The organism is Gilliamella sp. Pas-s95 (assembly GCF_009795795.1).
Taxonomy (GTDB): Bacteria; Pseudomonadota; Gammaproteobacteria; order Enterobacterales; family Orbaceae; genus Gilliamella; species Gilliamella bombicola.
In genome coordinates, this window is the sequence record NZ_WTFC01000001.1 from 1 (window position 1) to 25,192 (window position 25,192).

General features: G+C 37.5%; 26 protein-coding genes and 4 tRNA genes. 15 read left to right on the forward strand and 15 right to left on the reverse strand.

The features are described from left to right. Positions 1-99: 99 nt before the first annotated feature. From GQ598_RS00005 to GQ598_RS00025, 5 genes are all read right to left on the reverse strand, one after another. Positions 100-1,926 carry a hypothetical protein gene (locus GQ598_RS00005; protein ID WP_160401797.1) on the reverse strand — a complete coding sequence of 609 codons (1,827 nt, stop codon included), beginning with the start codon at positions 1,924-1,926 and terminating at the stop codon, positions 100-102. 369 nt (positions 1,927-2,295) lie between these two features. Beyond that, positions 2,296-2,371: transfer RNA gene (locus GQ598_RS00010), tRNA-Gly, on the reverse strand. Positions 2,372-2,443: 72 nt separating this feature from the next. Further along, positions 2,444-2,701 carry a DUF1145 domain-containing protein gene (locus GQ598_RS00015; RefSeq protein ID WP_160401798.1) on the reverse strand — a complete coding sequence of 86 codons (258 nt, stop codon included), beginning with the start codon at positions 2,699-2,701 and terminating at the stop codon, positions 2,444-2,446. Then, entirely contained in the window at positions 2,701-3,264 is a 564-nt protein-coding gene (rsmD, locus tag GQ598_RS00020; RefSeq protein ID WP_091346097.1) for a 16S rRNA (guanine(966)-N(2))-methyltransferase RsmD, read from the reverse strand. Before rsmD ends, GQ598_RS00015 begins: the two co-directional genes overlap by 1 nt. A gap of 13 nt (positions 3,265-3,277) precedes the next feature. Next, on the reverse strand, positions 3,278-5,800 hold the full coding sequence (locus tag GQ598_RS00025; RefSeq protein ID WP_160401901.1) for a PBP1A family penicillin-binding protein: 2,523 nt from the start codon (positions 5,798-5,800) through the stop codon (positions 3,278-3,280). A gap of 257 nt (positions 5,801-6,057) precedes the next feature. On the opposite strand from GQ598_RS00025, the gene GQ598_RS00030 reads away from it, so the two are divergent. After that, positions 6,058-6,462 carry a protein YgfX gene (locus GQ598_RS00030; protein WP_160401799.1) on the forward strand — a complete coding sequence of 135 codons (405 nt, stop codon included), beginning with the start codon at positions 6,058-6,060 and terminating at the stop codon, positions 6,460-6,462. A 46-nt stretch (positions 6,463-6,508) separates the two neighbouring features. Here GQ598_RS00030 and tusA read toward each other — a convergent pair whose 3' ends face one another. From tusA to GQ598_RS00060, 6 genes are all read right to left on the reverse strand, one after another. Next, complete coding sequence (gene tusA / locus GQ598_RS00035) at positions 6,509-6,745, reverse strand: sulfurtransferase TusA (protein WP_160401800.1); 237 nt, start codon at positions 6,743-6,745, stop codon at positions 6,509-6,511. A gap of 17 nt (positions 6,746-6,762) precedes the next feature. Further along, a complete protein-coding gene (locus GQ598_RS00040) occupies positions 6,763-7,569 on the reverse strand; it encodes a Cof-type HAD-IIB family hydrolase (RefSeq protein ID WP_160401902.1) in 807 nt (268 codons plus the stop codon). Between the two features lie 120 nt (positions 7,570-7,689). Then, positions 7,690-9,018, reverse strand: coding sequence for a secretin N-terminal domain-containing protein (locus GQ598_RS00045; RefSeq protein WP_202112613.1), 1,329 nt, complete (start codon positions 9,016-9,018; stop codon positions 7,690-7,692). Continuing rightward, entirely contained in the window at positions 9,011-9,382 is a 372-nt protein-coding gene (locus tag GQ598_RS00050) for a hypothetical protein (RefSeq protein ID WP_160401801.1), read from the reverse strand. The genes GQ598_RS00045 and GQ598_RS00050 overlap by 8 nt, the downstream gene beginning before the upstream one ends. Further along, positions 9,379-9,852 carry a hypothetical protein gene (locus GQ598_RS00055; protein WP_160401802.1) on the reverse strand — a complete coding sequence of 158 codons (474 nt, stop codon included), beginning with the start codon at positions 9,850-9,852 and terminating at the stop codon, positions 9,379-9,381. The genes GQ598_RS00050 and GQ598_RS00055 overlap by 4 nt, the downstream gene beginning before the upstream one ends. Beyond that, positions 9,842-10,792, reverse strand: a complete 951-nt coding sequence (locus GQ598_RS00060; protein WP_160401803.1) for a PilN domain-containing protein — start codon at positions 10,790-10,792, stop codon at positions 9,842-9,844. Before GQ598_RS00060 ends, GQ598_RS00055 begins: the two co-directional genes overlap by 11 nt. A gap of 203 nt (positions 10,793-10,995) precedes the next feature. Here GQ598_RS00060 and GQ598_RS00065 point away from each other — a divergent pair. The 4 genes from GQ598_RS00065 to GQ598_RS00080 all read left to right on the forward strand — a co-directional run bounded on the left by GQ598_RS00065 (position 10,996) and on the right by GQ598_RS00080 (position 12,043). Next, positions 10,996-11,071, forward strand: a tRNA-Val gene (locus GQ598_RS00065). A gap of 35 nt (positions 11,072-11,106) precedes the next feature. Continuing rightward, a tRNA-Val gene (locus GQ598_RS00070) sits at positions 11,107-11,182 on the forward strand. A 9-nt stretch (positions 11,183-11,191) separates the two neighbouring features. Then, positions 11,192-11,267 (forward strand) — tRNA-Lys (locus GQ598_RS00075). 170 nt (positions 11,268-11,437) lie between these two features. Beyond that, positions 11,438-12,043, forward strand: a complete 606-nt coding sequence (locus tag GQ598_RS00080; RefSeq protein ID WP_160401804.1) for a tetratricopeptide repeat protein — start codon at positions 11,438-11,440, stop codon at positions 12,041-12,043. A 120-nt stretch (positions 12,044-12,163) separates the two neighbouring features. Here the strand turns inward: GQ598_RS00080 and GQ598_RS00085 are convergent, their stop codons facing one another. Beyond that, complete coding sequence (locus GQ598_RS00085; RefSeq protein ID WP_160401805.1) at positions 12,164-12,781, reverse strand: LysE/ArgO family amino acid transporter; 618 nt, start codon at positions 12,779-12,781, stop codon at positions 12,164-12,166. Between the two features lie 160 nt (positions 12,782-12,941). Here GQ598_RS00085 and GQ598_RS00090 point away from each other — a divergent pair, with 160 nt between their 5' ends. After that, entirely contained in the window at positions 12,942-13,811 is an 870-nt protein-coding gene (locus GQ598_RS00090; protein ID WP_160401806.1) for a sulfite exporter TauE/SafE family protein, read from the forward strand. A gap of 100 nt (positions 13,812-13,911) precedes the next feature. On the opposite strand, the gene mltB is transcribed toward GQ598_RS00090, so the two are convergent. Then, complete coding sequence (gene mltB, locus GQ598_RS00095; protein ID WP_160401807.1) at positions 13,912-14,985, reverse strand: lytic murein transglycosylase B; 1,074 nt, start codon at positions 14,983-14,985, stop codon at positions 13,912-13,914. Between the two features lie 58 nt (positions 14,986-15,043). Continuing rightward, a complete protein-coding gene (locus GQ598_RS00100; protein ID WP_160401904.1) occupies positions 15,044-16,033 on the reverse strand; it encodes a 2-hydroxyacid dehydrogenase in 990 nt (329 codons plus the stop codon). 223 nt (positions 16,034-16,256) lie between these two features. Between GQ598_RS00100 and GQ598_RS00105 the strand changes: the two genes are divergently transcribed. Next, complete coding sequence (locus GQ598_RS00105; RefSeq protein WP_160401808.1) at positions 16,257-17,519, forward strand: AmpG family muropeptide MFS transporter; 1,263 nt, start codon at positions 16,257-16,259, stop codon at positions 17,517-17,519. 8 nt (positions 17,520-17,527) lie between these two features. Continuing rightward, positions 17,528-18,190 carry an NAD(P)H-dependent oxidoreductase gene (locus GQ598_RS00110; RefSeq protein WP_160401809.1) on the forward strand — a complete coding sequence of 221 codons (663 nt, stop codon included), beginning with the start codon at positions 17,528-17,530 and terminating at the stop codon, positions 18,188-18,190. Between the two features lie 79 nt (positions 18,191-18,269). Here GQ598_RS00110 and GQ598_RS00115 read toward each other — a convergent pair whose 3' ends face one another. Continuing rightward, positions 18,270-18,455, reverse strand: coding sequence for a hypothetical protein (locus tag GQ598_RS00115; RefSeq protein WP_065585956.1), 186 nt, complete (start codon positions 18,453-18,455; stop codon positions 18,270-18,272). Positions 18,456-18,797: 342 nt separating this feature from the next. On the opposite strand from GQ598_RS00115, the gene trxB reads away from it, so the two are divergent. The 7 genes from trxB to ybeY all read left to right on the forward strand — a co-directional run bounded on the left by trxB (position 18,798) and on the right by ybeY (position 25,113). Then, positions 18,798-19,751 carry a thioredoxin-disulfide reductase gene (gene trxB, locus GQ598_RS00120; RefSeq protein ID WP_160401810.1) on the forward strand — a complete coding sequence of 318 codons (954 nt, stop codon included), beginning with the start codon at positions 18,798-18,800 and terminating at the stop codon, positions 19,749-19,751. A gap of 15 nt (positions 19,752-19,766) precedes the next feature. Then, a complete protein-coding gene (gene cydD, locus GQ598_RS00125; protein ID WP_160401811.1) occupies positions 19,767-21,482 on the forward strand; it encodes a cysteine/glutathione ABC transporter permease/ATP-binding protein CydD in 1,716 nt (571 codons plus the stop codon). Beyond that, the gene (gene cydC / locus GQ598_RS00130; protein WP_160401812.1) at positions 21,476-23,110 is read left to right on the forward strand and encodes a cysteine/glutathione ABC transporter ATP-binding protein/permease CydC; all 1,635 of its coding nucleotides are present in this window, start codon (positions 21,476-21,478) and stop codon (positions 23,108-23,110) included. The genes cydD and cydC overlap by 7 nt, the downstream gene beginning before the upstream one ends. A gap of 245 nt (positions 23,111-23,355) precedes the next feature. Then, positions 23,356-23,742: a hypothetical protein gene (locus GQ598_RS00135; RefSeq protein ID WP_160401813.1), complete on the forward strand. Its 387-nt coding sequence runs from the start codon at positions 23,356-23,358 to the stop codon at positions 23,740-23,742. Positions 23,743-23,829: 87 nt separating this feature from the next. Further along, positions 23,830-24,147, forward strand: coding sequence for a ribosome silencing factor (rsfS, locus tag GQ598_RS00140; RefSeq protein ID WP_160401905.1), 318 nt, complete (start codon positions 23,830-23,832; stop codon positions 24,145-24,147). Between the two features lie 4 nt (positions 24,148-24,151). Further along, positions 24,152-24,622: a 23S rRNA (pseudouridine(1915)-N(3))-methyltransferase RlmH gene (gene rlmH, locus GQ598_RS00145; RefSeq protein ID WP_091346129.1), complete on the forward strand. Its 471-nt coding sequence runs from the start codon at positions 24,152-24,154 to the stop codon at positions 24,620-24,622. Between the two features lie 23 nt (positions 24,623-24,645). Beyond that, positions 24,646-25,113, forward strand: coding sequence for an rRNA maturation RNase YbeY (gene ybeY, locus GQ598_RS00150; RefSeq protein WP_160401814.1), 468 nt, complete (start codon positions 24,646-24,648; stop codon positions 25,111-25,113). The last annotated feature ends 79 nt before the right edge of the window (positions 25,114-25,192 follow it).

A 25,192-nucleotide genomic window follows, 5' to 3' on the forward strand; every position in this document is an offset into this window, starting at 1 on the left:
TGCCCCAACTTGCGCGGGGGCGTTATTCTTTGTTAGATTGTCCTCTCAGGCACCATAACCGCCCCCGCGGCCCAAGGATTAAGGACTAAACGCTAAAAACTAAGGTGCGGTGCAAACAGCATAGTTGCCGTAGCCGGCACTGTCGCTGAGGACAACGCCGCGGTTCGAGGTGACAGAGAAGCCACCGCTACCTGCTGCGTCACTCGTCCAGTAGTTGGCGACGAAGCCCGCATCAGCGTAGAAGTTCATGGAGCCCCACTCCGTGAAAAAACCTGCACCTATGTGACGCATGTAAACATTATTACTAGACGACGGCACGGCACCTACTGCACCAGTACAAGGATAACTATTATTCACTCCATAACCACGACAAACCGCATTAGTTAAATCCCTTACCCTAACAATACGATAACCCAAATCACGACACCAAGTGGATTGGTTAGACTGAGAAGCAGTTTTATTACCCCGATGGACGAACCACTGCCTCAACACAAATCCATAACGAACCTCATTACCATTACTATCCCTACCGACCAACTCAAACTTCTGTGGCAAAGATAGCGACGGAGTAAGCCGACTAGGACTACTTGAGTTTATTTGAGCACTAGTTGCCCTAGGACCCCTTAATGTTACCCGTGTTACATAACTGGATTTATCTCTAATCCAGACATCGGCTTGGACAGTACGTCCATCTGGGGCTGTGAATGTACCAGAACGCGGCCTTGTCCAACTCACCGTTGCCCTTAAACGACCACTTGTATTAACTGTCCAACTCAACTGACTTGCATCGATTCCACCAACATCCAAATCAAAATACAATCCATCAGCACCTGTAGTTGGAAAGTTTAACTCGTAAGACGATGGACTTGCTGACTGAACCAAAAAGCCCTTAGTAGGAGACCATATGTTAGATGGGCCGGCAAAGCGAGGGTTGTCGATAGAATTGATGCCAGTAGTACCACCAAACAACAAATTAGGCCTGACCGAACAAATAACCGGCTGTGACGACAAAGTGATATAATACTCCGCCGTCCCTCCGTAAAATCGACTACCTCTTGGCACACCATAACGAGTCTCTAAAGCCCCCCCTGTACTACTTAAAGTTAACTTATAAGGCGCTTTACATAGACTTAATGTATCATTACGACTAACGGTAGTGCCATTTTTATCCCTTATTGTTAAATCTATACGCCCTGATGCTGTAACACCATTAGCACCCTGTCCATCTCCATCATCATCTCCCCACTTCCCTTGGCTAACCAAATTATTTATATCTATTGCATACTCACCATTTACTAATGGGACCGATGCGGGAACCACCGTGTGTATATCATTAAAAGTAAAATTACCACTAGGTAACCTTATCGGATTGGTAGCACTTGATGTGTTAGCTGACTGAGTAATACGTCTTCCATCTGGCAACTCGATTGCCAAAAAAGTATCCGTATTAGTTGCCTTTGTCTGTCCCCCATCAAATGTTAAATATGGCGCAGTACCTTCAATTGCTCTTGATGTATGTGCCGTTAATGCCACTGAACCCTGTGAATACGACAACAAGAGCAACAACGCGAAGAACAACGCCGATTTAGATAATTTTGATAATAATGAAAGTCTAAACCATAATGGCAGTTTGGATACCAATGACGGTCTTATTGAACTTAATAAACACTTGGATATCGACGATAATTTTACCGAACATGTGGCCGATGACCTGACCAAAGCGGTTTCCGACGATGTCTCCAAGGATGTTGCCGAAGTACCCGCCGAAAACATCGCCAGTAAAGACCTCGATGACGGCGTCCATTTCGCTACGCGAAATGACTTCGATGATGATAATAAGAACTGTGTCTGATTTAGACTACGGTGAAATTGAAAAAGATTTAGGGCATAGGTTTGGCAGGCCATGTGCCATGTGCCATGTGCCATACATGGTAACGCATTTCGATTATCCTGTCAAGTAATTTTTTGTTTTATTTAAACTTTTTATAATTAACCGCTCGACTGACGAGCTTTCCCTTGCTTTTAAAGCACTTAAATTATAACCGCTTGAGTAATAATGCGCTAGCTTTTTTGTTAAATATTTGTAAAGTTTTGTTAAGTTGATAAGGTTGAGCTTTTGTTGGCGTGTTTTGGGAAATGGTTTTTGGTTAAAAACAACTTAGTCACCGACCAAAAAATCGGTCAGAAAAGTAATTGATTTTATTAAAGTTTTTTATTTGACTAATAAATAGAAAAAGTCTTGTTTAGGCTTTATTTAGTTTTTGTAATATGAGGAATAAATGCATTATTAAGATTTGGAGCGGGAAACGAGGTTCGAACTCGCGACCCCGACCTTGGCAAGGTCGTGCTCTACCAACTGAGCTATTCCCGCTTATTGAGGTGCTTCAAAAGAAGTGGTGAGCATTATACAAAAAAATTTGTATCTAGCAACCACTTTTTGCCATTATTTTTTATCTTTCCAACTAAGTGATTCAAAAACGCCAAATAGGAACAGGCGTACTACTTTGAATTTGTCTTGTTGCTTTTCTTGCTTGGTCATGGTTGAGCTTAGGAACCATGCTTGTAAGCCGTGGGTAACCACAAAGGCGATTAAGCCTATATTGGCAACAATATTAGCTGGTTTTGGGTAAGGACAAATTAGGTTAAATAATAAAAATAACCACATTAACGAATATAAGGCTTTGCCAATAAAGATGAACATTAATTATCTTCCCGTATAAAAAGGTAGCTGTGAACTTGGCCGGCGGTTTTTTCGCGATGTAAGTGCCAGTTATTTGGAATATAGGTTGTTAGGTCGTGCTCGATTTCTGCTTCAATATAAATATAAGCCGACGGTTTGAGCCAGTTGTTGTGTTCAAGTAGGCTGACCGTTTTTGCGACTAAGGATTGATGAAACGGCGGATCGATAAATACAATATCAAACTGTTTGGATGCAGGTTTGTTAAGCCACGCGAGGGTGTCGGTGTGATAAATGTCGATAGCATCGCTCGCAATTAACTGTTTGTTTTTGTTGAGTAGCTGGGCAACTTGTTTGTCTTTTTCCAGTAAGGTGACGCTTGTGGCGCCCCTTGATGCGGCTTCAAAGCCGAGAGATCCGCTACCAGAAAAACAATCCAAGCAATGGCTGCCTTGGATAACTGGCATTAACCAGTTATATAAGGTTTCTTTGATGCGGTCTGTGGTTGGACGTAGTCCTTGTTTGTCAAGCACCGATAACTTTCGTCCACGCCACTTTCCGCCAATAATTCTGATTGAACCATTCATGTTAAATCCTTTATCAGAATAGTTCTGATGAGTTGCCTTCAGAGTCGATAACTTTGGTGCCCACTTCTTGTGTTGCATAACCCGTTGGCTCAGTGCCCTTTATAAAATATTCTGACATGGTTTTTGAGCTTGAGCTTGGTAATAATCCAGTTTTTTGATCAATCGTGACCGAAATGACATTTTCAGGTTTGACATCTTCTTTTACGGGAACATCTTTTAGGGCGACTTTCATATAATCGACCCATACCGGGTTTGCCGTTACGGCACCGGCTTCGGCTCGGAATGTTCGGCCTAAATCACGTCGGTGGTCATCAAACCCCATCCAAACAGTGGTAACAATATTACCACCAAATCCAGAAAACCAAACGTCTTTAGACGCGTTGGTGGTACCTGTTTTACCACCGACGTCTTTTCGACCTAATGCTTTTACACGCCATGCAGTTCCTTGCCAATCTGAGCCACCAAATACGATAGATCGAAGTCCATCTTTCATGATATACGCAATGCCACTATTGACTGTGTGTGGAGCATATTTTGATGTGACATCTGTATTTTTTTCGTCTGGATTGATGTCAGGTAATACTAAATTGTCGTCAGCTTTAAGGTTAGCTTGTTCTGGCTCTTCGCTATCTGATTCGTTTGATTCATTTTCGACACTATCTAATGCCACAGGTTTAGTGCCAGCTGTGCTGATATCGTCGTTACAGTCGTGACAAGCAATCACTGGTTGATGTTGATATATAGTGCCTGCACCATTGTTGTATTCTATCTTTTCAATCAAATATGGCGTAATTAGGTAGCCGCCATTAGTGATAACGGAATAAGCTCTTGCAACTTGTAGTGGTGTAAATGATGCCGAACCTAACGCTAATGACTCGTTATGCGAGATGTTTTCTTTAGGGAAGCCAAAACGCTCTAAATACTCTGCTGCATAATCGATCCCTACAGCGCGCAATGCCCTGACCATCATTACATTTTTAGACATTCCAAGGCCAATTCTTAACCGTAATGGCCCCGCATAAGTTGGCGGTGAATTTTTGGGGCGCCATGTTTCACTACCCGTTGAGCGGACAATAGGTGCGTCATTGAGTAGTGTCGCCATTGTCAAACCTTGTTCTAAAGTGGCGGTATAAATAAATGGCTTTATGTTCGAGCCTAATTGCCTTAAGGCTTGTGTCGCGCGATTAAATTTGCTTAAGTTAAAATCGTAACCCCCAACAATGGCTTTGATAGCACCATTATCGGAATCAAGTGATACAAGCGCAGCATTAACCGCTGGAATTTGTGCGAGTCCCCAATTGTCGCCCGATTTTTTAACCCAAATAAGCTGCCCTGCTTTGAGAGTATCCGACACTTTTTTCGGGAATGCGCCTTGTCTTGAGTCACTAATAAATGGACGTGCCCATTTCATATCTTGGTAGCTAATAGTAATATTACTTTTATCGGTTAATACAGCGGTAGCTTCTTGATCTGATACGGCCATTATCACCGCTGGGCACATGCCGCTATAGCATATATATTTGTTAAGTGTTTGTTGGATCTTTTCAGGATCCCATGCCGTTTCATTCGGTTGCCATAGGACTTTTTCAGGACCACGGTAGCCATGTCTGATGTCATAATCGATAATATTTTTTTGAACCGCTTCTGTCGCCGCTATTTGGTCAGTTTTTGAGATAGTCGTGTAGACTTTGTAGCCGTCGGTGTAAGCATTTTCGCCAAATTTATCATACATAAATTGACGCGCCATTTCGGCAACATAAGGCGCTGAAAATTCGATTTGTGGCGAGTGATAACTTGCGCTAAGCGGTTTTTTAATGGCTTCATTATATTGTGCTTGGGTAATATAGGATTGATCTAACATACGTCCTAAAACCCAATTACGTCTAGTTAGTGCACGATCTGGGTGTGCAATTGGATTATATGCCGATGGTGCATTAGGTAAGCCCGCTAATAAAGCTGCTTCGTCAATGGTTAATTGATCAGGTGTTTTGCCAAAAAAGGTGTAAGATGCTGCAGCAACTCCATATGCTCTTGATCCAAAGTTGATCATGTTAAGGTATAGAGCCATAATTTCTTCTTTTGATAGCTCTTTTTCCATGCGGATAGCAAGAATGACTTCTTTGGCTTTACGTGTGATGCTCTTTTCTGGCGTTAGGAAGAAGTTTTTCGCGACTTGTTGAGTAATGGTACTACCGCCTTGAGAAAATCCCTTATGCTTCAAACCAATATACATCGCTCGAACAATACCAATCGGGTCAATACCAAAATGTTCGTAAAAACGTGCATCTTCTGTTGCAATAACTGCGTTAACCACCATTGGAGGGATTTCGTTATATTTTAATGGTGTTCTGCGTCGTTCACCAAAAATAGCAATCAATTCACCGTCTTTGCTTAGCACTTGCATTGGCGTTTGTAAGCGTATATCTTTTAATGTTGCAACGTCGGGAAGTTCCTTTGAATAATAAGCATAACCTGCAATGCCAATAACTAAAGCACAAAGAAATAAACCGATGAATAATTTTAGAATAAATTTCAAAACTCTAACAAATATCACAAATCTTTCCTATATTCATTTTTTAGGCAAAATAGTGGCATCAGAATTTTCTGCGCCAATATTCATCAATCTTTAGGTAAGGATCTTCATTTTGGCATTCTAAAAAATGCGAATGTTTGATCTCTCATTGACTAAATCACACAAAATTGTGGGCATTATCTCCCATCTTTTGTTTTATTTTAAGCAATTTTTATCAGGATCATGAAATAATTCTATTTTAACTTAGTAGAGCAAGCATTATGTGGAGCACACAACTTAGCATATCAAAGCAACAATTATGCATTGCAACGCTTTTTTATTCAGTGCTAATAATACTTTGTTGCGTTTTGTTTGCTGATACGACTTTAAATTGTTATACCTTTATTATCATTCCATTATTGATAATAGAATGGTGGCGCTGTCTATACTATTTGCAAACAATTAAAGGCGAATTTGCGTTATTTCACTATATCAATCAACTATATTGGCACAAACAGCGCTGGTATTTGATGCATAAACCATTGATATTCCGTTATGTTGTTATTTTAAATCTAAAATCTCGACACGATGGTAAACATGGTACACTTTGGTTAATGATTGATAACTTTCAGCCTCATGACTGGCGAACATTACGTTATTATCTAAAACAAATTGAATTAAATTGATGCAACCCCATATTTTATTAAAAATTTGTCTGAAAAAGCCTTTTCACTAATGCGATTTTTTTATCCAGTATTGGTATGGTTCAGATTCCATTTGCGATGAGAGTAATTCGTGATCCATATGGCGGCAAAAGCTAGGAACATCGCGAGTTGTAGCAAAATCATCAGCAATAACATGAAGAACTTGCCCTATGGCAAGTTCTCGAATGGCTTTTCTTATTAACATAATCGGTTCAGGACAACGCAATCCAAGCGTATTGAGTTCTTTGTCGATAGTTATATTCATTTTAGTCTATTTGATAATTATAAAAATAGTTTACTTAGGTAATGAGGCACGGCATCTTGTGCATTTGAGCCGATAACCTCTAATTCTGGCAATAATGCCTTTAATTCAGAGCTACCGTTTTCCATTATACATCCTTTACCGGCGGCTTTTAACATTTCGTAGTCATTCATGCCGTCACCAAAAGCAATGCTGTCTTTTAAACTGTAACCCAATTTTTCAACCACTTTTTTTAATGCACTACCTTTAGAGACGTTTTCGGCCATGACTTCAAGGCAGTTTAATGTTGAAAAAGCAACACTAATTTTATTGCCAAATTTTGCCTCTAATCGATTTTTTAACTGAACAAGGTGTGGGTAAAGTGCATCATCGGTCGTCGTAAAATAAATTTTAGCAATATCATCGGTTGAAAAATCAAGTGGATTAAATAATTGATAAGTGAACTGTGTATCTCGAAAAAATTCTAATGAAAATGTATCTTCTTTATTAATTAACCAATCATCACCACGATATACATGTGTATAAATTAATGGGTCATCCATACTCATTTGGGCAATTTCACTAGCAAGCGATGGAATAATACTTTGGCTAAAGACTAAATTACCTTGGCTATCATGCACTCTTGCTCCATTTGAAGTTATCATAAAAGCATCAATTTCCATATTTTCGCGCATTTGGGCAACATCAATATGGTGCCTTCCTGTTGCAAAAACAAAATGAATGTCTTTTTTGCGTAATGCTTGAAGAACTTGTTTGGTATAAGGTGATAAGCTATGTTCAGGAGTTAATAAAGTCCCATCTAAATCAGAAGCAACAACATGCATAATATTCTCTACTTTTATAATAAATTGTAATAATAATGGCTAAAAATAATATACTTTGAACAATAATTACATATCAAAGCAAAGGCTAAAACAAGTTAAAGTATGATACAACTCCGTTAACATTTACTCAACCAATTGTGGCGTAATAAAAATAACTAACTCGCGTTTTTGTTGTTTTTTGCTGTTGTGTTTAAACAAATTGCCAATAACAGGCATATCACCAGCACCAGGAACTTTGCGGTTATTGTTAGTATTAACTTGTTGAAAGATTCCCCCTAAGACGACAGTTTCACCATTTTTTATCTGCACTTGTGTTTTGATTTCTTGGGTATCAATCGCTAACGCTTCACCACCATCACTACGCTTTATTGAGCGCCCTGCCGTATTTTGTGTAATATATAAATCTAAAATCATGCGATCATCAGACAGTATTTTGGGCGTCACTTCTAGCCCCAATACCGCGGGCTTAAATTCAATTGATGTCGCCCCATTGCTACCGCTAGACACTTCGTAAGGAATTTCGGTACCTTGTTTTATTGAAGCCATGTTTTGATTAGCGGTAAGTAAATTAGGACTAGCGATAATTTCAAGTTGATTTTCAGATTCAAGTGCTGATAGTTCTAAATTAAGTAAACTGCCCGATAGTTTTGCTAAATTAAACCCCACCGAGGTAGTAGGATGTGCCACACCAAGGCCAACCTCGAACTTATCGAATAATTGTGATGACTTGCCGGTGTACCCCCATTTAATACCGAGCGCTGACATACTTTCATCACTCATGGTGACAATATGCGCTGATATATGGACTTGAGGCATGGGTTTATCCAGTGTTTTGATTAATTTTTCGATCTGGTTAAATTGTTTGGTTAGATCGGTGACAATGAGCGAGTTTGTTCGTTTATCGTGTGTGACCTTTCCCCTTTCTGATAATAGCCCTTGCTGTTGAATTGTTTCGATTAAGGTAGTTGGATCAGCATGATTAATGGCTATTGATAACGAATTAAGCGGTTGGTTGAGTTCTTGTTCTTTTTGCGCTAATTGTTGTTTTTGCATTAAAATATCTGGATCGGGCGCTTTGGATACGAACAGAATATTATCATCAATTTCAGCTTGTAAATTTGCTGAGTCTAATACAATCTTTAACGCTTTATGCCAATCAACATTGTTAAGTTTAATGGTCTGCTTGATTGCTAGATCTTCTGACATGACTAAATTCATCTGCTGACTATCGGCTAACGCCTGCAAGATGATGGCAATATCCGTTTGGTAAAATGTCATTGAGATATTGTTTTTTTGTTCGGCATTTAATGATTGATCAATATTGGCATGACTAGCATTTATACCAATAATAAAAAAAATAGAAATAATTAGGTTGGCCAAATTGATTTTGGCTTGAGTAACTCGACTAATATAGTGGTTTAGCCGTTGTTTTTTGGTATTGTTGTTATTCATTGAGAGGCATTGTCCATGATACAGTCTGATGGCAATAATTGGGTAAATCTGCTTGCCAAATAATTTTGTCGTTAAGTAATGATTGGATATGCCAAGGAAACAAAACGTTTGGCACTGTGTCATCGGTTATTGCTAGCCACTGATTATCAGATGATAACCAAATCTGCTGATAAGATTGATCAGTTTGTTTCATCATCCCCCTAAAATGCCAAATTTGGATCTGCTCAAGCAATTGTTCGGTTTGTTCACTACATGAAACCGAATAATAAGGTTGAAACGGATCTCGTTCTAGAGGCATATTAGCCTTAAGATCAAAACAGATTAAAAGGCATAAACCGATGCATTGATATACATAACGTATCATTCATTATCCTTTTTGAACAATAACGTAAACATGATCTGTAACTGTTGTTCTTGTTTGCTGATTTTTAAATTTTGAAAATCAAGAAAATAGAAATCATCCATCAATGACGCAAGCAAATTCATAAAATCAAAAAATTGACCATTTAACTCAATATCCCAATTAACGGTTTGGACTGTTTGATAGCGCTTAAAGGAACTCAATACGAGGTGATGTTGTTCGATCATTTGTGCAAGATCTTGTTCTGATATTAAACTATATAAACTATTTTTACTTGTCTGATAACGCTTCACTTTTGCTTGTAGTAACTCCGTTTCAGTGATTTTTTGCTGATATGTGTTGCTTTTTAATTTTGCTTGTTGCTCAATATCGTGAATAAAAAATAGATAAATCATCACAGAAACCGCTAAACAGCATAAAACAGACACCAAATATTGTTGCCAAATTGGGCGATAAAAAAAATCACTGTTCATCTAAATAAATTTCCATTTCAAAAACTAAGCTCGTTTTATTAGACGAGACGCTATTTATTTGGCTGTTACTGATATTTTTTAGCGTTAACAGATTTTGATTAAATTTAGTCAATTCAACATAACTAAAGCTTTGTCCGTCGATCCTGATTTTTTGTTGTTCATAATAAAAAGAGTCTATCCAAATGACAGACGGTAACTGCGCCGAAAGTAACAATAAAACATCTTGAATCTGTTTGTGGCTTAATGATGGGTTAGGTAAATAATGAGATACTTCAGCAGTGAGCTTTTGCACTACCTCTTGCTGTTCTAACAATTTTTGGTCGTAATGTTGTAGCTCATTTCGAGCTTGAATCCAAAGATAACAGAGCAAACAACTGATTATACCAATTAAACCAGCAACCACGTAGGTTAATTGCTGCAGGTGCTTTGTTTGCTTTTCTTGACGCCATGGTAAAAAATTAATTTTGGCATTATCGAAGCGATAACCGGCAAATGTTAATAATAATTCATACTTTTTAAAAAGGTTAATCCAACTTTCAATATAATCGCGTTCAACAATCATTACGGTAACATGTTTGTTTTGTTTAGTTGGATAAACAAAGTCAAAAAGTACCTTTTTAGCAGGCAATTGAAATAATTTATAAATGTTAGCTTCAACATATAAAATCAATTCACTTAATTTTAGCTTTACATCGGGTAAGGTGAGTTGTTGCGTTTGAATTAAATTGATGTCTAAATTAAGTTCGTATTGTGTGCGCCTAGTAAATTTTTTTTGTAACTCACCAATGAAAAATTCAATATCTGCGGCATTTTGATAATTAAATGCAGTTAAGTCATCATTAATGGTCAATGCAGTGTTTTGCTTAGCAGTGCCTACTGCTTTATAGCGTAAAATAGTAGGTTCAACATAAATAATAACGCGTTTTTTATTAAAAACCATGATTGATTAACTTTTTATTTTTGATAACCGAATCACTTAATCATAATGCCACTTGATTAAATAAAAATAAACAAAAGTGATTTTTGCGAACTATCACCCAAAAAATGTTTAAAATTAAACCGAACGAAGTCGATTTTAGAGAAATTTAAAAAAAAAGGTTGACTGAAATAAGCCGTGCCTTATAATGCACACCCACACGGTAAGGGTGATTAGCTCAGTTGGGAGAGCACCTCCCTTACAAGGAGGGGGTCACTGGTTCGAACCCGGTATCACCCACCAATCTTTACCGTGACGTTTTAGTAATAAAACACTTGGGGTGATTAGCTCAGTTGGGAGAGCACCTCCCTTACAAGGAGGGGGTCACTGGTTCGAACCCGGTATCACCCACCATCTCTAGATGGGTCGTTAGCTCAGTCGGTAGAGCAGCGGACTTTTAATCCGTTGGTCGAGCGTTCGAATCGCTCACGACCCACCATTAATTACACAAATTCTAAGTAAATCAAATTAATCTAATTAAAAACAAAAAAAGCGATGAGAACGCTAGCATTCGACAAATTTGTCCGGAACAAATTTGAATAATCGAACTATACTAAAAAAATAAATACGATAAAATAAGTAAGTTATTTATTTTTTAAAGGAATCTTTATGCTAAAGTTTCTTGCTAAATTATTACTAGTTTTGTGTTTTAGCACTGCTATTTATGCTGAGCAACAACCTTTATTTGATTTTAATGAGGAGTATCAAAAAGCAACCAAACAAAATGATGCTGAAGCACAATATCATTTAGGTCTTATGTATGCTGACGGCTCATATACTAAAAGACGCCATTTTAAAGCCGTCGAAAATGGATTTGAACAGCAAGAAGCCAAACCCAATTATACACAAGCAAAGCAGTGGTTTGAAAAAGCAGCCAATCAAGGCAATATCGCCGCTCAACATAGCTTAGCTTTATTATACTATAATGGACAAGGGACAAAGCAAAGCTATTCAAAAGGAATTGAATGGGATACTAAAGCAGCGAAAAAAGGTGATGCGGTTGCTCAATATACCTTAGCAACAATCTATTACAAAGGCACAGGAGTAAAACAGAACTACTTTAAAGCTAAACAATGGTTTACTAAAGCAGCTGAACAGAACTATTCTGACGCCAAAGAGAATTTAGTTATTGTAACCAAAAAAGTCAATGCTATTGTAGCCAAGCAACAAGCTAAGAAAAAACAAGCTAGTAATAATGATTGTGGTTGTTATTAAGAATAAAATAATCCAACACATCAAAGATCTTAAATCATAACCAAATGGTAAATAACCGCTTGATGACGTCTTATATACGAATCATCCGCAACTAAAATCATTTGGCTCTATTTAATTAAACTAAAAAACAAACAAAACTAATCGATAAGCAATATAAAACATCACGCAACCTACCAAAAAGTCCAATATGACCCACATCTTTTTCTGTTTAAACAGTGGCGTTAATAGTCTTGCACCATAACCTATTCCAAAAAACCAAATAAACGAAACACAAACCGCGCCAATCAAAAATGCCAATTTTTGTTCACTTGTTAATGTGCCAGCAATACCACCCACAATAACAACGGTATCTAGATAAACATGAGGATTAAGCAAGGTAACAGCCAAGGTTGCTAGTACCACTTTGAGTAAACGGTTATTTTGCGGATCTTGAGATTCAATTTGCATGTAACTATTGCCTTGAATGGCACTTTTAAAAGCTGAAAATCCATACAAAATCAAAAAAACCGCCCCTAAAATGGCAAGAATGCGAGTTATTAATAGATTGGTACTAATAAACGAACCCACCCCCAAAATACCTACTGACATCAAGGCAAAGTCACAAATAAAACAGATTGCTGCTACAAAAAAGATGTGGTTTTTTAATAGTCCTTGCTTAAGTACAAATAAATTTTGAGCACCAATGGCAATAATTAAACTTGCCGAAATTAATGCGCCTTGCATTACATCTTCTAACATATTAAGACACCTAAAAAACTAATCATATTTACCTGATTCCAAAATAGTATAGGCGATATTAATTGGGTGGTCATCTCTTTATCATTTAAGCTGTTATATTAAAATACGCATATTTCTAAATTTTTTTGTACATAAATAGTGAATATAATTGTTGTCACAGATGGCTTCTCAGACGCTTACTCAGTATAATCGTTTAAATAACAATCAAACTGATTTTTCTTATATGATTTTTGAATTTATTATTTTCCTTTCAATAGGTGCCGCGGCTGGATTATTAGCCGGTATGTTTGGTGTTGGCGGTGGAGCATTAATTGTACCATCTTTAATTTTTACCTTAAATTACTTTAACCTTGGAGATCCTTGGGTTAACCATATTGCCATTGCAACATCATTAGCCACCATCATTGGCACTAGTTTGTCATCTAGCTATATTCACAACAAAAACCACAATATTCAATGGCCAATTTTAAAAAAAATGGTTTTAGGTTGTATTATTGGTACGTTAGGCGGTTCATATATGACTCCCTATATCCCGGGCAGTTGGTTAAAATGGGTATTTATTATCTTTCTTATTTATGTAAGTATTAAATTTATTTTACAGATAGACAAAAAAACCAAAAATCCAGTTAGTAAAACGATTCCCTTTAACAATCAAATTTTTATCTTTGCCGGCACGTTAATTGGTATTTTTGCCGCCCTTGTCGGTGTGGGTGGTGGTGTATTAGTAGTGCCATTTTTGCAAAGATGTGGTATTGATATGCGTAAAGCCATTGGTACATCGGCAGCTTTTACTGTGCCTGTTGCAATTGGTGGAACCATTGGCTATATAATCGCTGGTTGGAATAATCCACAATTACCACAATATTGCTTAGGCTTTATTTATCTACCTGCCGCATTCGTCATTATGCTAGCAAGTATACCAATGGCTAAAGTGGGAGTACAAATTGCGCAAAAATTATCAATAAACAAGCTAATCAGATTTTTTGGTATCTTTTTATTATTGCTGGCTATAAAGCTAATCATTTCTTAATATAATTAATAGACATAAAAAAAGGTCGCAACTGCGACCTTACCTAAAACCGGCTAGAACATAAAACCAATAGGCTGTACTAACAGATTAATACAAACAACTATCTTGCATCTTTAACCGCAAGCCCTAATTGCCAAACTGCCATGGCATAATGCGTGCTATGGTTGTAACGGGTAATAGTATAAAAGTTTGGTAATCCATACCAAAATTGGTAACTGTCGCCCATATCAAGGCGCAACAAACTGACCTGTGTCTGTCCATCTAAAGAACTTTTTGGTTTTAATCCAGCTTTTGCTAGTGTTTCAATTGAGTATTTTGTGCTAAAGCCTGTATCAAGTGATGGCGCTTGACCATTAGCCATAACCGCTACTTTTTTGCCTCGTTGCCAGCCGTGCGACTTAAAGTAGTTCGCAACACTACCGATAGCATCAACTGGATCCCATAAATCAATATGACCATCATGGTTAAAATCAACAGCATAACGTCTAAATGCAGACGGCATAAATTGACCATATCCCATTGCGCCAGCAAACGATCCATTTAAATCAAAGGGATCAACGCCTTCATCACGACACATAACTAAAAAATCTTCTAATTCTTCAGAAAAATATTGCGCACGTCTTGGATAGTTAAAAGCCAGTGTTGATAGGGCATCAATAATTTTTGTTTTACCCATTACTCTACCCCAACCTGTTTCAACACCAATAATACCAACAATAATTTCGGGAGGCACGCCGTATTCATTATAAGCACGTTGCAATTCTTTTTGGTATTGGTTCCAAAAATCTACGCCTCGAGGAAGATTACTCGGCGTAATAAATTTATTTTTATATCGAAGCCAAGCACCATTCGGCACCGTCGATGAGCCGGTTTTTGGTGCTTGTTTATCCATTAAATTAATGACCCAATCCAGTTTATTGGTTTGTGCAAGCACATTGCGCAACTGTTGCCGATTAAAACCATGTTTACTGGCCATTCTATCGATAAACTTTTCTTTATCGATAGCCAATGGCGAGCTAATGGTTTGAGACGGATTGTGATCGTTTTCAAGATAAACGCCACCTTTGACATTGGTATGTCCACGATGTTCTTTCATTGGAGATGTTGAAGATCTCTCACTACTACAAGCTGTAAGCAATAAAATTATGCTAATAAAAATGGCAATACGCTGCATACAAAAAAACCGTATCTTAAGTAATTAAAGAATCAACAACATCATAAGATATTTATTATTATTTAACAATATTCGGACATGGTTTACCTTCAGATATTTGTTTAATGTTATTCAAAGTCGTATCCGAAATATTCAATAATGCTTCCTGCGTTAAAAACGCTTGATGACCAGTAAAAATAACATTATGGCAAGAAGATAAACGACGGAACACATCATCTAAAATAACATCATTCGATTTGTCTTCAAAAAAGAGATCTCGTTCATTTTCGTAAACATCCATCCCCAAAGCGCCTATTTTTGATTGTTTTAATGAATCAATAGCCGCTGTTGCATCGAGTAATGCCCCCCGGCTAGTGTTGATAATCATCACACCATCTTTCATTTTTTTGAAAGACTCTTTATTCAATAAATGATAATTCTCAGGTGTCATTGGGCAATGTAGCGTAATCACGTCGGATTTTGCATATAGTTCATCTAACTCAACATATTGCGCACCTAATTCAACCGCAATATCATTAGGATAAGGATCATAAGCAAGAATATGCATACCAAAACCTTTTAAAATACGGATGACCGCTTGACCAATTTTTCCTGTACCAATCACGCCAGCAATACGATTGTGCATATTAAATCCTGTCAAACCATCTAACGAAAAGTTAGCATCACGGGTGCGTTGATAGGCTTTATGAGTTCTTCTATTTAGGGTCATCATCAAAGCCACCGCATGTTCTGCAACAGCTTCAGGTGAATAAGCTGGGACACGAACAACGGTAATGCCCAATTTTTCGGCTTCGGCTAAATCAACATTATCAAACCCTGCACAACGAAGTGCTAAAATTTTAATGCCATAGCCTGCTAATTTTTGTAGCACTTTTTTATCTACTTCATCATTAACAAATGCACAAACCGCATTATACCCTTGGGCAGTAACAACTGTTTTATGACTTAATTTATGCTCATAATATTCGATATCAAAACCAAATTTTTTATTCGCGATGTCTAAATGTTCTTTGTCATAATGTTTACTGCTAAAAACAGCAACTTTAATCGAACTTTTCATATTACTTGACCCCTTTTCATGGTAAATAGTTAATTTGTTTAACTAGTTGTTGGCGTTAATCTTTATACTAAAATATATAGATTCAGTATCACTTTTGGTATCTTGAAAAAAATGACTTTAGGTAATGGTTTATCTTGGCTTGTAGCATTATTTTTTAATGTTGTGTGCTATGATAGCACTTTGCAAAAGAACTAACCAATAAAGTTAAATAATGAATAATGCGCAAAATTCACTTTTAAAAACGATTTTTAGCACTAAAATGCTGATCTGCATTTTTACTGGCTTCGCTTCTGGTCTTCCTTTTTATTTATTATTACAACTATTGCCTGCATGGTTAGAAAGTGATGGTATAAATATCGAAACGATTGGTGCTTTTTCATTAACCCAAATTCCCTATATTTTGAAATTCGTCTGGTCTCCCTTTATGGATAACATTTCACTTTTTAATTTAGGTAGGCGACGTGGCTGGATGCTGGTTTCCCAGATTATACTCATATTTTCAATTGCAATATTGGGATTTTTTTCACCCTCGTTAAATATTTGGTTAATTGCAACCATCTGCTTTATTATTGCGCTATTTTCAGCCACGCAAGATATCGCACTTGATGCCTTTAGACAAGAATTATTACTCGATAGAGAGCTAGGGCTAGGTAATAGCATTCATACTAACGCCTATCGCGTTGCAGGTTTAGTACCAGGATCATTATCACTAATATTATCAAACACCCTACCGTGGAATAGTGTTTTTATAGTGACCGCACTATTTATGTTACCTGCTATTATTATGACTCTACTAGTAAAAGAACCAATTAACCGATCGCCCAAAAATTACCATATTGAAGATATCATCATTAAACCATTTAATGAATTTATTACTCGAAATGGACTTAAAACGGCAATACTGATTTTAACATTCATCTTTTTATATAAACTAGGCGATAGCATGGCAACTGCCTTAGCTACGAATTTTTATTTAAAAATGGGTTACAGCCGACCCGATATTGGTTGGGTTGCGAAAAATGCCTCGTTATGGCCAAGCATATTTGGTGGATTAATGGGGGGGATTTTGATGATCAAAATAGGCATAAACCGCGCACTATGGTCTTTTGGCATTGTACAAGTTATTTCAATTTTAGGTTTTGCTTGGCTTTCAATAGAAGGGCCTTTTACTGTAATAGGAACATCCCAAAAAACATTATTAGCTATTGTAATTGGTTTTGAATCACTTGGTGCGGGTCTGGGTACCGCCGCTTTTACCGCATTTATTGCAAAAACAACCAATCCACTTTATACCGCAACCCAATTTGCTTTATTTACCAGTATATCTTCGATACCAAGAACTTTAATTAACGCATCTACTGGTATTATGGTTGAATATTTAGGATGGACAAACTTTTTTTGTCTATGTTTTATTCTTGCCATTCCTGGTATGTTATTATTATTAAAAGTTGCCCCGTGGAATAGCCAATCTTAGGAGAAAATATGGACAAGCTAACCCAAGCATTCAACTTTAGACATGCATGTAAAAAATTTGACGACACAAAAAAGATTAATAATGATGATATTGAATATATATTAGAAGCAGGACGACAATCTCCTTCATCATTTGGTATGGAGCCATGGCATTTTGTGATTGTTGATAGCAGCAAAATAAAAGCAGAATTACGTAATGTTTGCTACAATCAAGAACAAGTCACCAGTTGTTCACATTTTGTGATTGCGCTTTATCGAAAAGCGAATAATTTTACATCACAGAGCGATTATTTACGACGAGCAATTGCACGCACTTTGCCCGATCCAAATAATCAAACGTCTATTGATATTGCCTGCCAAGCATTTATTAATTTTTGCGAACAAGGGCTTGCTGATGGCTTAACGATCAACCATTGGTCAGAAATGCAAGATTACATCGCTTGTGCCAATATGATGACTGCTGCAGCATTTCGCGGTATTGATTCATGTGCTATTGGTGGATTCGATCACGATAAAGTGATAAAAATACTAGAAAAACATATTCCACAAATTGGTGAAGAATCATTTGGGGTAGGACTTTGTTTAGCTTTTGGTTATCGAATCAATGAACCGGCAACGCATATTCGTTGGCCACTTGCTGATGTAACGACGTATCTTACTGATAATCACTAAACAGATTTAACAACCTGCTACCTTCAATCGCTACACGGCGAATGAAGGTAGATATAAATAAAAAAAACAGGCAAAGTTATTATTCAATTGATTGATAGAGTGCTTCGGCATCGGCTGAAGCAGAGTCCATAATAAAAGCAATTCCAGATAAAATATTACCAATCTGGGGATCGCTGACATTTTGTTGTACCGAATTTAAAATCTCTTGCGCCCAATTAATTTTTGTAAGTACAGCTTCTACACTTTCTTTTGAAGGATTATTCATAGCATCTCCCCCGTTTTGTTAGGATGTCAAATAAATTGATAAGCAAAAATACATTATCAAATAATAGAAAAAGAAATTTCAGAATAACAAAGGGACGTATTTTAAACGCAATAAAGCAAAAACAAAAAACAATATAGTTTTAAAAATAACAATTAATTTTAAAAGAACTGAAAAGGAAAAGATAACCCGATTATTTAACGTTAAAAAAGCCTATTGTCATTACCTATTGCTACAATAATCAATTTTTTTGCACTATAAAGATTGATAATGTTAGACTTACTGCCATAAATTGCGCCAGTTTTGTCTAAAGTAGGCAAAGTTAAAAATAAATAAGGATTTAAAATGAAAACCAAACATGCACGTTTATTGATACTCGGTTCTGGTCCAGCAGGTTATACCGCAGCGGTTTATGCTGCACGTGCTAACCTTTCGCCCGTGTTAATTACTGGAATGCAACAAGGTGGACAACTGACAACAACCACGGATCTTGAAAACTGGCCAGCAGGTGCACCTGATTTAACCGGACCAGAATTAATGGTCAAAATGAAAGAACATGCCGAAAGATTTAATACTGAAATTATTTTAGATCAGATCGATCGCGTTGATTTTAGTTCTAAGCCTTATAAACTTTTTGGTAGTGAGACTGAATATAGTTGTGATGCCCTTATTATTGCAACTGGTGCATCAGCACAATACCTAGGTTTACCGTCAGAAGAAGCATTCAAAAGCAAAGGCGTATCTGCGTGTGCAACCTGCGATGGTTTTTTCTATCGCAATCAAAAAGTTGCCGTAGTGGGTGGTGGTAATACCGCGGTTGAAGAAACGCTGTATTTAGCCAATATTGCTAGCGAAGTCCATTTAATTCACCGTCGAGATAGCTTTAGAGCTGAAAAAATATTAATGGATCGCTTAGATCAAAAAATTAAGGAAGGCAAAGTTATCTTACATACGCATCGCGTTATCGACGAAGTACTAGGCGATAATATGGGCGTGACTGGCGTTAGGATCCGCAGTACACAAGATCCCAATATAACCGAACAATTATCAGTTTTAGGCGTATTTATCGCAATTGGTCACAAACCAAATACCACCATATTTGAAGGTCAACTTGAACTAAATGGGGGCTATATAAAAGTACAATCAGGCACACAAGGCAACGCCACTCAAACCAGTGTCGAGGGAATTTTTGCTGCTGGTGATGTGATGGATCATATCTATCGTCAAGCAATCACGTCAGCCGGTACGGGCTGTATGGCAGCTTTAGATGCTGAACACTATTTGGATAACTTAAAATAAGCAGTAAAAATCTTTATGTCATTAGATAAAAAACGCCAGACCTATCTACTTGGCTGGTTAAAACAGCATGCAAAAAAGCATAAAGCTAATTTGCGAGCGTCAGTTTTAACTGGCTTTATTTTAACGGTATTAATCATTATCCAAGCGGGATTGCTTGCAATAATGTTGCAAAGAATCATTATTGAACAACAACGTTTTGTGGACGTTTTGCCTTTTTTTGGTGTATTAATTGTGGTACTACTCGGTCGAGCTGGTTTAATCTATCTACGCGAAAAGATCAACTTTGCCATAGGCAAAAAAGTTCGTCAGCAAATTCGGCACCAATTAATTAACCAACTTGAATTACATGGTCCATCCTATTTAAATCAAAGCACCACTGGTGCATGGAGCACCTTGTTGATTGAACAAGTCGACAAATTACATGACTTTTTTGCCCGCTACTTGCCACAAATGCGACTAGCAAGTATGGCACCAATATTAATCTGTATTGCGATCTTCCCATTTAACTGGGCTGCTGCAACTATTTTGCTTTGCACTGCGCCACTCATTCCTATCTTTATGATCTTAGTCGGCATGGGCGCTGCGGATATTAACCGCCGTCATTTTAAAGCCCTATCCTATTTAAGCGGCCACTTTTTGGATCGTTTAAAAGGGCTTAATACCATTCGACTATTCAACCAAGGCGAAAAACAGACCAACGAAATCGCCCGCGCGTCTGAGGATTTTCGAATTAAAACCATGCAAGTTCTAAAAGTCGCGTTTTTGTCTTCAGCGGTATTGGAATTTTTTACTTCTATTTCGATCGCTATTGTGGCGGTTTATTTTGGCTTTTCGTATTTAGGTGAATTTAACTTTGGCGCATACAATGGCACAGTCACCTTATTTGCTGGTTTTTTTGCGCTCATCTTAGCTCCTGAGTATTTTCAACCCTTACGTGATCTGGGCACTTATTACCATGCCAAAGCTGAAGCCATTGCCGCAGCCGATAATATCGAAACGTTCTTAACCCAAAAATCACCACAACAACACACCGACATAACATCAACCAATACCCCATTTAATCAAGCGATACAAACAATTGAAGCCAACAACTTAATTGTCATATCAAACGAAGGAAAACCTATTGTCGGGCCGTTGTCATTTTCATTACATGCCCCTTTTAAATTGGCACTTATTGGCACAAGTGGCGAGGGAAAAAGCTCGTTAATGCAAGTGTTACTGGGTTTTTTACCTTATCAAGGCTCGCTCAGAATTAACGGTATCGAATTCAACCAGATAGATATCAAAACATGGCAACAACAAATTAGCTGGATCGGACAAAACCCGTACTTAATTAATGGCTCAGTGCGCGACAACATTTTACTTGGCAAACAAAATGCCACACAGCAAGAACTTCAAACCGTCATACGTCAAGCACAATTGACCGAAGTTATCGCCAAATTACCCGCGGGTTTAGATACCCCTGTTGGCGAAGATGCCGTCAGATTATCAGTAGGACAAGCCCAGCGAATCGCATTAGCTCGTGCCATGTTAAAACCTTGCCAATTACTCATCCTTGATGAACCAACAGCAAGTTTAGACAAACAAACCATACAAAACTTAGATCAACAAAATATTGCAACCAATAGCATCACCATCACCCATCAAAATGACGCGATGCAACATTTTGACCAAATATGGCAACTATCAAAAGGAGAGCTATACTGCCATAACAAGGAGAGTTCATGCTAACCACATTACGTCCATATATTGCACTCTATAAACACTATTTTTGGCAGATTATGTTGGGATTATCGCTATCCATCTTAACCCTATTTGCCAGTGTATTTTTACTATCATTATCAGGGTGGTTTTTAGCGTCTACTGCTGTGGCTGGCGTAGCAGGGTTATATACGTTTAACTATATGTTACCTGCAGCAGGCGTGCGCGCAGCAGCAATAACACGAACCGCTGCGCGTTACATGGAGCGCTTGGTTGATCACAATACCACCTTTAAACTGCTTGCTTATTTAAGAACCCTAGCGTTTAAAAAAATACTACCACTTAGCACCAACCAACTGGCCCAATACCAAAAAGCCGACTTGCTTAATCGCTTTATTGTCGATATTGATGCGCTTGATCACTTATATCTAAAGCTGTTTTCGCCTATTGTCACTGCTCTTGTAACTATTGGAGTGTTATTTATTGGGTTAGCAAGTATCAACTTACCGATTGCATTAATCATAAGCATTATTCTAACCACTACCTTACTCGTAGTACCGGTCATCTTTTATCAAGCTGGCAAACAACTAGGAACAACACTGGCACAACAACAAAACGAATATCGATTACAATTAATCAACTACCTACAAGGACAAGCCGAACTCACCCTATTTAATGCACAATTACGCTATCGAGCAAAACTGGATGAACTCGAATTAAATTGGCTCTACAATCAACAACGCCAATCGACATTAATGGCACTATCAAGTGCGCTTGTCTTGCTAATTGCAGGTTTTTTAACATTATTAGTGCTATGGCTAATCACACAATACACGCTATCACCTTTAGTCGCGTTATTTGTCTTTGTCAGCCTTTCCAGTGCTGAAATACTCATGCCTATACCCGGTGCATTTATCTTTTTAGGGCAAGTACTTACATCGGCTGCTCGCACTACCGCCATTTTTAATCAACAGCCTGATGTACAATTTAAAGCACAAGGACAAATTATTGACTTAAAATCGGCTAACTTACAGTTAAATAACATCAATTTTAGCTATCCAAATCAACCTTTTGCAGTATTGACCGATTTTTCCCTAACAGTCAAAGCTGGCGAACACATTGGCCTAATTGGCCAAACAGGTTGCGGTAAATCGACTTTATTAAATTTGATCAACCGCTGTTGGGACCCCAATTCAGGAGAGATTTTTATTAACGACATCCCAATCAGTCAACTTGACGAACCTACACTTCGCCAAGCGATCGCCGTTGTCCCGCAAGTGATTACTATTTTTAGTGATAGTCTACGGCAAAATTTATTAATTGGTAATGAACAAGCAACCGACGAGCAACTCACAGCAGTATTACATCAAGTCGAGCTCGACAAACTACTCAGTACTGAGCACGGGCTAGAGTTACCGCTTGGGCAAGGCGGGCGCTCACTATCAGGAGGCGAAATCCGCCGTATTGGCATAGCAAGGGCATTGCTCCACAATTCACCATTAATTTTAATGGACGAACCAACAGAAAGCCTTGACCAACAAACCGAACAACAAATTATTCAATTAATTAAACAAACTTGTAGAGGTAAAACTTTGTTGATGGTTACGCATCGTTTGACGGATAATCCGTTGTTTGATCGGGTCGTTTCAATGGGGTAAAAGTTGGATTTGGTGGTGGTTTTTAAACAAAAACCACCAAATAAAAACTTTAATAAAATCAATACCTTTCCTGACAACTTTTTGGTTGGGTTGTTTGGAGAATTTGTAGTTTTGCTGGTTTATCACTTTTCTAAAAAATTTTTACCTTAAAATAAGGTCTTTTTTCTTGTTCAAATTTCCTTTAACATTTATCTATCTTTATAAAATGAAATAACTGAAAATTACTCAGTTAGATTGCATGTATTATGAAAGCGATATTTTTCTTACTTTTTTTATTTAATACCAATTTTGCAGAGGCAGCAACAGTTAGAATCTATCCGCGTATTAGTCACAATTACAATCCAATATACCCATCTTTATTAGGTTTATTTTTAGGACTTCTATTCTTTGTAGTTATATCGTCGTTAACAGAGGTGCTAGCTGCACTTAGCATATATAGAGAAAAAAAGCCAAAAGCAGAAAATACAACAAAAAAGGTAATAAAAGATACAGTAAAAGAAGAGGAACGTTTAGCGATAAATAATCAAAAAAAATTGAAAAGAGACCAAATAAAGAAAAACAGAAAAGAACAGATAAAAAAAATGCGTGAAGATAGATTAGCAAAAAAGAAAAGGAAAAAACAATCCCAATAATCAATAAAAATATGTGTAAGTTATCATCACCGTTATTTTATAAATTCGTGATATACTAGCGCTTTATTTTTTAAACATAGAGAGTTTATTTTGCAGCAGTCGTTACAAGATTTTATTATTGATAAGATTGATGATTTAAAAGGCAAAGACATTGTTACCCTTGATGTTCGTGGTAAGTCGAGCATTACTGATTATATGATTATTTGTACGGGCACTTCAAACCGCCATGTTTCGTCTATTGCTAATCATTTACTTGACGAGGCCAAAAAACATGGCCATTTGGTGTTAGGTAGCGAGGGTAAGAGCGATGCCGATTGGGTTGTGGTTGATATGGATTCAGTGATTGTGCATATCATGCAAGAAGAGAGTCGTCAGCTTTACGAACTAGAGAAGCTTTGGAGTTAATGGCGTGAAGATTCAGCTGATTGCTGTTGGTACGAAGATGCCAAGTTGGGTCACCACGGCTTTTGATGATTATCGTGCGCGCTTTCCTAAGGATATGCCATTAGAGCTTGTTGAAATACCCGCTGGTAAGCGTACTAAAAATGCCGATATTGTGCGAATTTTAGATAAAGAAGGCGAATTGATGTTAAATGCCTGTGGTAAAAGTAATCGTATTGTGACACTTGATATTCCCGGTAAACCTTACACCACCCATAATTTAGCTGAACAATTAGAACGCTGGAAAGTCGACGGACGCGATGTGAGTTTGTTAATTGGTGGACCAGAAGGTTTGTCTCCTGCTTGCAAAGCGGCGGCTGAGCAGAGTTGGTCACTGTCGCCACTTACTCTTCCCCATCCTTTAGTGCGTGTCATTGTGGCTGAAAGCCTTTACCGTGCGTGGAGTTTAACCACAAATCATCCTTATCACCGTGAATAATAAAGTAAGGTAAACAAAATAAAATGAGCGCAATTATTTTAGATTTACAAATTGCTACAGAAGATAACCAAAATTTGCCAGCCGAAGCGCAAATTTTGCAATGGTTAGAGGTTATTTTGCCGCAATTTGTGGATAATGCTGAACTGACTATCCGTATTGTTGATGAGCAAGAAAGTCAGCAATTAAATAATACTTATCGTCATAAAGATAAACCAACCAATGTGTTATCTTTTCCATTTGAAGCACCCATTGAGATTGATGTTCCTTTATTAGGCGATCTTATTATTTGTAAACAAGTTGTCGAAGCCGAAGCCAAGCAGCAACATAAATCATTAACTTCGCACTGGGCGCATATGATTGTACATGGTTGTTTGCATTTACTCGGTTATGATCATATTCTTGACGACGAAGCCGAAGAAATGGAAAATATCGAAATCGATATTATGCAGCAACTGGGGTTTGAAGATCCTTATCAACCCATTGATGAATAAAAGTGTATGATAAACCATTTGATTTTATGCTGTTTTGCAAGATCATTTAGTAGACAAATTTAGTACACTAAGTAAGAAA

Coding starts and splice junctions, on each gene's coding strand:
- GQ598_RS00090 (WP_160401806.1), top strand. CDS start 12,942: ATGGCTTCTCAGACGCTTACTCAGTATAATCGTTTAAATAACAATCAA.
- GQ598_RS00050 (WP_160401801.1), bottom strand. CDS start 9,382: ATGATACGTTATGTATATCAATGCATCGGTTTATGCCTTTTAATCTGT.
- ybeY (WP_160401814.1), top strand. CDS start 24,646: ATGAGCGCAATTATTTTAGATTTACAAATTGCTACAGAAGATAACCAA.
- cydC (WP_160401812.1), top strand. CDS start 21,476: ATGCTAACCACATTACGTCCATATATTGCACTCTATAAACACTATTTT.
- rsmD (WP_091346097.1), bottom strand. CDS start 3,264: ATGAATGGTTCAATCAGAATTATTGGCGGAAAGTGGCGTGGACGAAAG.
- GQ598_RS00060 (WP_160401803.1), bottom strand. CDS start 10,792: ATGGTTTTTAATAAAAAACGCGTTATTATTTATGTTGAACCTACTATT.
- mltB (WP_160401807.1), bottom strand. CDS start 14,985: ATGCAGCGTATTGCCATTTTTATTAGCATAATTTTATTGCTTACAGCT.
- GQ598_RS00115 (WP_065585956.1), bottom strand. CDS start 18,455: ATGAATAATCCTTCAAAAGAAAGTGTAGAAGCTGTACTTACAAAAATT.
- GQ598_RS00045 (WP_202112613.1), bottom strand. CDS start 9,018: ATGAATAACAACAATACCAAAAAACAACGGCTAAACCACTATATTAGT.
- GQ598_RS00080 (WP_160401804.1), top strand. CDS start 11,438: ATGCTAAAGTTTCTTGCTAAATTATTACTAGTTTTGTGTTTTAGCACT.
- GQ598_RS00055 (WP_160401802.1), bottom strand. CDS start 9,852: ATGAACAGTGATTTTTTTTATCGCCCAATTTGGCAACAATATTTGGTG.
- GQ598_RS00085 (WP_160401805.1), bottom strand. CDS start 12,781: ATGTTAGAAGATGTAATGCAAGGCGCATTAATTTCGGCAAGTTTAATT.
- GQ598_RS00030 (WP_160401799.1), top strand. CDS start 6,058: ATGTGGAGCACACAACTTAGCATATCAAAGCAACAATTATGCATTGCA.
- GQ598_RS00105 (WP_160401808.1), top strand. CDS start 16,257: ATGAATAATGCGCAAAATTCACTTTTAAAAACGATTTTTAGCACTAAA.
- GQ598_RS00135 (WP_160401813.1), top strand. CDS start 23,356: ATGAAAGCGATATTTTTCTTACTTTTTTTATTTAATACCAATTTTGCA.
- GQ598_RS00015 (WP_160401798.1), bottom strand. CDS start 2,701: ATGTTCATCTTTATTGGCAAAGCCTTATATTCGTTAATGTGGTTATTT.
- trxB (WP_160401810.1), top strand. CDS start 18,798: ATGAAAACCAAACATGCACGTTTATTGATACTCGGTTCTGGTCCAGCA.
- GQ598_RS00110 (WP_160401809.1), top strand. CDS start 17,528: ATGGACAAGCTAACCCAAGCATTCAACTTTAGACATGCATGTAAAAAA.
- tusA (WP_160401800.1), bottom strand. CDS start 6,745: ATGAATATAACTATCGACAAAGAACTCAATACGCTTGGATTGCGTTGT.
- GQ598_RS00005 (WP_160401797.1), bottom strand. CDS start 1,926: ATGGCACATGGCACATGGCACATGGCCTGCCAAACCTATGCCCTAAAT.
- cydD (WP_160401811.1), top strand. CDS start 19,767: ATGTCATTAGATAAAAAACGCCAGACCTATCTACTTGGCTGGTTAAAA.